Annotated in this window: 4 protein-coding genes; all 4 read left to right on the top strand. The window is 53.3% G+C overall.

Annotated elements, in window-relative coordinates:
* Window positions 1-148: 148 nt before the first annotated feature.
* A complete protein-coding gene (locus tag BMX44_RS16150) occupies window positions 149-1,855 on the top strand; it encodes a multiheme c-type cytochrome (protein WP_090634941.1) in 1,707 nt (568 codons plus the stop codon).
* Window positions 1,852-2,883 (top strand): hydroxylamine oxidation protein HaoB, encoded by a 1,032-nt coding sequence (gene haoB / locus BMX44_RS16145; RefSeq protein ID WP_090634939.1) that lies wholly within the window; start codon window positions 1,852-1,854, stop codon window positions 2,881-2,883. The genes BMX44_RS16150 and haoB overlap by 4 nt, the downstream gene beginning before the upstream one ends.
* Window positions 2,884-3,053: 170 nt before the next feature.
* Window positions 3,054-3,779: a cytochrome c-550 CycA gene (gene cycA, locus BMX44_RS16140; protein WP_090634937.1), complete on the top strand. Its 726-nt coding sequence runs from the start codon at window positions 3,054-3,056 to the stop codon at window positions 3,777-3,779.
* A gap of 12 nt (window positions 3,780-3,791) precedes the next feature.
* Window positions 3,792-4,369, top strand: a 578-nt coding sequence (locus BMX44_RS16135; protein WP_143056985.1) for a NapC/NirT family cytochrome c, incomplete at its 3' end; no start/stop codon positions are given.

The raw sequence follows: 4,369 nt of genomic DNA, 5'->3' as shown, positions 1-4,369 counted from the left end.
TGGTAATACCGGTTGGTCGTTAGGCGGGCTATTGTAAGGGAGGCGGCAGCGGTAGACTGTTATACGGAAGGATTAGCAGCGGATTGCCGGGTATAAAGAGAAGAACCAGAACTAACTGGAAATGAACAGAACTACAAAGGAGAAAGCAATGATTTCCAAGCTATGGCTGAAGGTGGTCATGTTTGTAAGTGCGATAGCACTGTCTGGAGCGGTATATGCGATACCGAGCGTACCGGACGAGACGTATGAAGCATTGGGGCTTGACCGAGGAGCGACGCCGAAGCAGTTGCATGAAGCGCTGGTGAAGCGATACAAGGACCCTGAACAAGGTTTTGGCAAGGGCACGATGGGCGATTACTGGGAACCGATTCCACTGAGTACCTACATGGATCCGGCGACATTTTACGAGCCGCCTGTTTCGATGCGGGACAAAGCGGACCGCAAGGAATGCGTTGAATGTCACTCGGACGAATCGCCGGTATGGGTAAATGCGTGGAAGAAGAGCGCGCATGCCAATCTGGACAAGGTTCGTGCGTTGAAACCAGAAGATCCTACATACTACAAGAAAGGCAAACTTGAAGACGTAGAGAAGAACCTGCGTTCACTGGGATACCTGAAGGAAGGCGAACAGCTGAAGGAAGTGAGCTGTATTGACTGTCACGTTAATATCAAACAGGAAGGCAAGATAGACCACAGCAAGGACCTGATCATGCCGACGGCGGACGTATGCGGCAAATGTCATTTGCAGGAATTTGCCGAGCGTGAATCAGAGCGCGACACCCTGATCTGGCCGCACGGGCAATGGCCTGACGGACGTCCGTCGCACGCACTGGACTACAAGGCGAACGTAGAGACGACGGTGTGGGCAGCGATGCCGCAGCGTGAAGTAGCGGAAGGCTGCACCATGTGTCACATGAACCAGAACAAATGCGACACCTGCCATACACGCCATGAATTCTCGGTAGCGGAATCGCGCAAACCTGAAGCGTGCGCGACCTGTCACAGTGGTGTTGACCACAACAACTGGGAAGCCTATTCGATGTCCAAGCATGGCAAGATAGTAGCGATGATGGGCAACAACTGGAACTGGGACGTACCGCTGAAAGACGCATACAGCAAAGGCGGACAGACGGCGCCGACCTGCGCGGGCTGTCACATGGAATATGAAGGCGAATACAGCCACAACATGGTCAGGAAGATCCGCTGGGCGAACTACCCGTTCGTACCTGGCATAGCGGAGAACATCAACAGCGAATGGTCGGAAGAAAGACTTGACGCCTGGGTGGTCACCTGCACGCAATGTCACTCTGAGCGTTTTGCACGTTCGTACCTTGACCTGATGGACAAAGGCACACTGCAGGGACTTGCGAAATACCAGGATGCGCATGAAGTTGTAGACAAGCTGTACAACGAAGGCCTGCTGGCGGGACAGAAGACCAACCGTCCGAATCCGCCGGAACCTGAGAAACCTGGCTTCATGATCTTCACACAGCTGTTCTGGTCACAGGACAACAATCCGGCATCGATGGAACTCAAGGTTCTGGAGATGGGTGAAAACGACCTGGCGAAAATGCACGTTGGACTGGCGCACGTCAATCCGGGCGGCTGGACCTACACAGAAGGCTGGGGCCCGATGAACCGGGCATACGTTGAAGTACAGGACGAAAACACCCGGATTCGCGAAATGATCGCGTTGAAAGAACGTGTAGCGAAACTGGAGACCAAGCGTACGAGCTTACTGGACCTGGACGGCACAGCGGAGAAGATATCGCTGGGTGGTTTGGGAGGCGGCATGCTGCTGGCGGGCACGATAGCCCTGGCGGGATGGCGCAAACGTAAGCAGAACGAAGCTTGATACCCGCAGAGACAACCGGTCGTGACACTGAAGTGAAGCGACCGGGTAGCAAAATACTCCCGTCACTGGGGATACTGCTGGTGACGGGAGGTCTGATTTTTCTGGGCTGGTTTGCGTATCTGTGGTTTGAGCCGGCGGAATCGCCATATCAATACCAGCAGATATCCACAGGCAACCCGCAAGACTATCCGGAACTGGCGCTTGATGCGTGGCCGGAATTGACGGTCAGCCACTATGACGTAATCGCATCCGAAGCGGAAAAACCCATAGCCCGGGCAATCGTAGCGCAGCGTGACGACGCACCGCCGGTGCTGATCAAATGGCAGAACAACAGCAAGGAAATACTGCACGCGCTGGACTGGAAATCCTCGGAACTGAGCGAACTGGCTGCGGCGATCAACCAGCATGCTGAAAAAGACGCGCTCATCCTGGCCTGGTGGGACATCTCCCGGCAGATCAACCTGCTCACAGGCCATGACACCCTGTTTACCAGCCATCTGAACGAACCGTTAATCATACCGCAGCACTGGCAGGCACAGATGGAAGCCATCGATGCGTACGAACAGACATTCTGGCAAAGCAGACCCGAGCGGCAGGAACTGGAACAATTCGAACGTTTCAGCCTGGCATTGACAGAAGAACCCGCAACAGGCGTAGCACAACTGCGCGAGCTGATTGGAAAAGAACGGACGGCGTACATCATAGTTCATGTAACCGACCTGTACAAACTGGGTCTCATGTATCCTGAGAGAATCGGCGTTGCCTACCAGAACTTTCCATTGACTGGCAACATTCATGGCATGATCAATCACATGAAAGTGCAACTCAAGGAACACGACTTTGATACCTACACCCTGCAATCGATCACCGATACGGAAATCAGAGTCTACTTTCTGAGCGACGAGCAAAGCAGCAAAACCCTGTTGGCCGGCATGCTGCCGTTTACCGACAAAGACGCGCCAATGGAACTGGAAGCGCTGCAGCTACTCTATCAGAAAGGGGGGTACTGGTTATATAAGATACCGTGAGCGACGGCGATAGACAGCCTGAAGGAAGAATAGCTGACTGACAGTAGCGCAAAACAAACAGACAAGAACAAAAATAGCGTAGAGCGCAGATATAACCATTTACACTAACGGGTGATCGCGTACAATACGCGGCTTAAACACACGAAATAAAAAAAGTACGAGGAGGAAGGATGAAACACCCAATAACCTATATACTGGCACTCGTTGCGATGTTTGCATTTTTCTCAGGCACAGCCGCAGCGGATTTTGAAGGGCGCAAGAAATGCAGCTCATGTCACAAGTCGCAGGCTAAGTCATGGAAAGAGACGGCGCATGCGAAGGCGATGGAATCGCTGAAGCCTGGCGAGCGTGCGGAAGCGAAGGAAAAAGCGGGCCTTGATCCAGACAAGGACTACACCAAAGACAAAGACTGCGTTGGCTGTCACGTTGATGGGTGGGAGCAGAAAGGCGGGTATACCGTAGAACGTCCGAAGAAGATGCTTGCGGCGGTTGGCTGCGAATCGTGCCATGGACCTGGCAAGAATTATCGTCGGGATCATCGCAAAGGCGGACAGCTGTTTGAGAAATCCGGCAAGACCATGCCGCGCAAACGGTTGGCGGACAGAGGTCAGGACTTTCATTTTGAAGAAGCCTGCGCGGCCTGTCATCTGAACTATGAAGGATCGGGCTGGGAAGGCGTGAAAGAGCCATACGTACCGTTTACACCGGAAATAGATGAAAAATACCGATTTGATTTTGACAAGATGGTCAAAGACGACGAGGCGATGCACGCGCATTATAAACTGGACGGCGCGTTTGTAGGCGAACCGAAATTCAAATATCACGACGAATTCCAGGCCGATGCTCAGGAAGGTGAAGAAGGCGACGAAGACGACGATGATGAAGACGACGATTAACAGGAGACCTGAATGACAGCATTACAAAAAGGCGCGATAGGTACTCTGCTGACAGGCGCGCTGCTGGGCATAGTCCTTGTGGGCGTAGTATTTGGAGGAGAGGCGGCGTTATCGACGGACGAATTCTGCACGAGTTGTCACTCGATGACCTATCCGCAAGAAGAACTGAGAGAATCGACACACTATGGAGCGCTTGGAGCGAATCCGGGGTGTAAGGATTGTCATATACCGCAGGGGTTCAAGAATTTCCATCTGGCAGTATATACGCATGTAGTCGATGGAGCGCGGGAGTTATGGCTGGAGATGGTGAATGATTACTCGACGCTGGAGAAGTTTAACGAGCGGCGATTGATCATGGCACATGATGCACGGATGAACCTGAAGAAATGGGACAGCGTGACGTGCCGCGAATGTCACCGTGATCCGGACCCGCCGGGAGACGATGCGCAGGCGGCGCACAAGCGTATGGAGACGCATGGAGCGACGTGTATAGACTGTCATCAGAACCTGGTGCATGAAGAAGCGCCGATGACGGACCTGGATGCCAGCAAAGAGCAGGGCGAGCTTGTGCTGAAGGAAGACGGCTGGGA

Source organism: Nitrosomonas marina (assembly GCF_900110145.1).
Classification (GTDB): Bacteria; Pseudomonadota; Gammaproteobacteria; order Burkholderiales; family Nitrosomonadaceae; genus Nitrosomonas; species Nitrosomonas marina.
Note: the sequence above shows the minus strand (reverse complement) of the source record. Positions and strands in the feature narration are given on the sequence as shown.

Bases quoted from the DNA above. Each gene is read 5' to 3' on its own strand.
- cycA (WP_090634937.1), top strand. From the start codon at position 3,054: ATGAAACACCCAATAACCTATATACTGGCACTCGTTGCGATGTTTGCA.
- BMX44_RS16150 (WP_090634941.1), top strand. From the start codon at position 149: ATGATTTCCAAGCTATGGCTGAAGGTGGTCATGTTTGTAAGTGCGATA.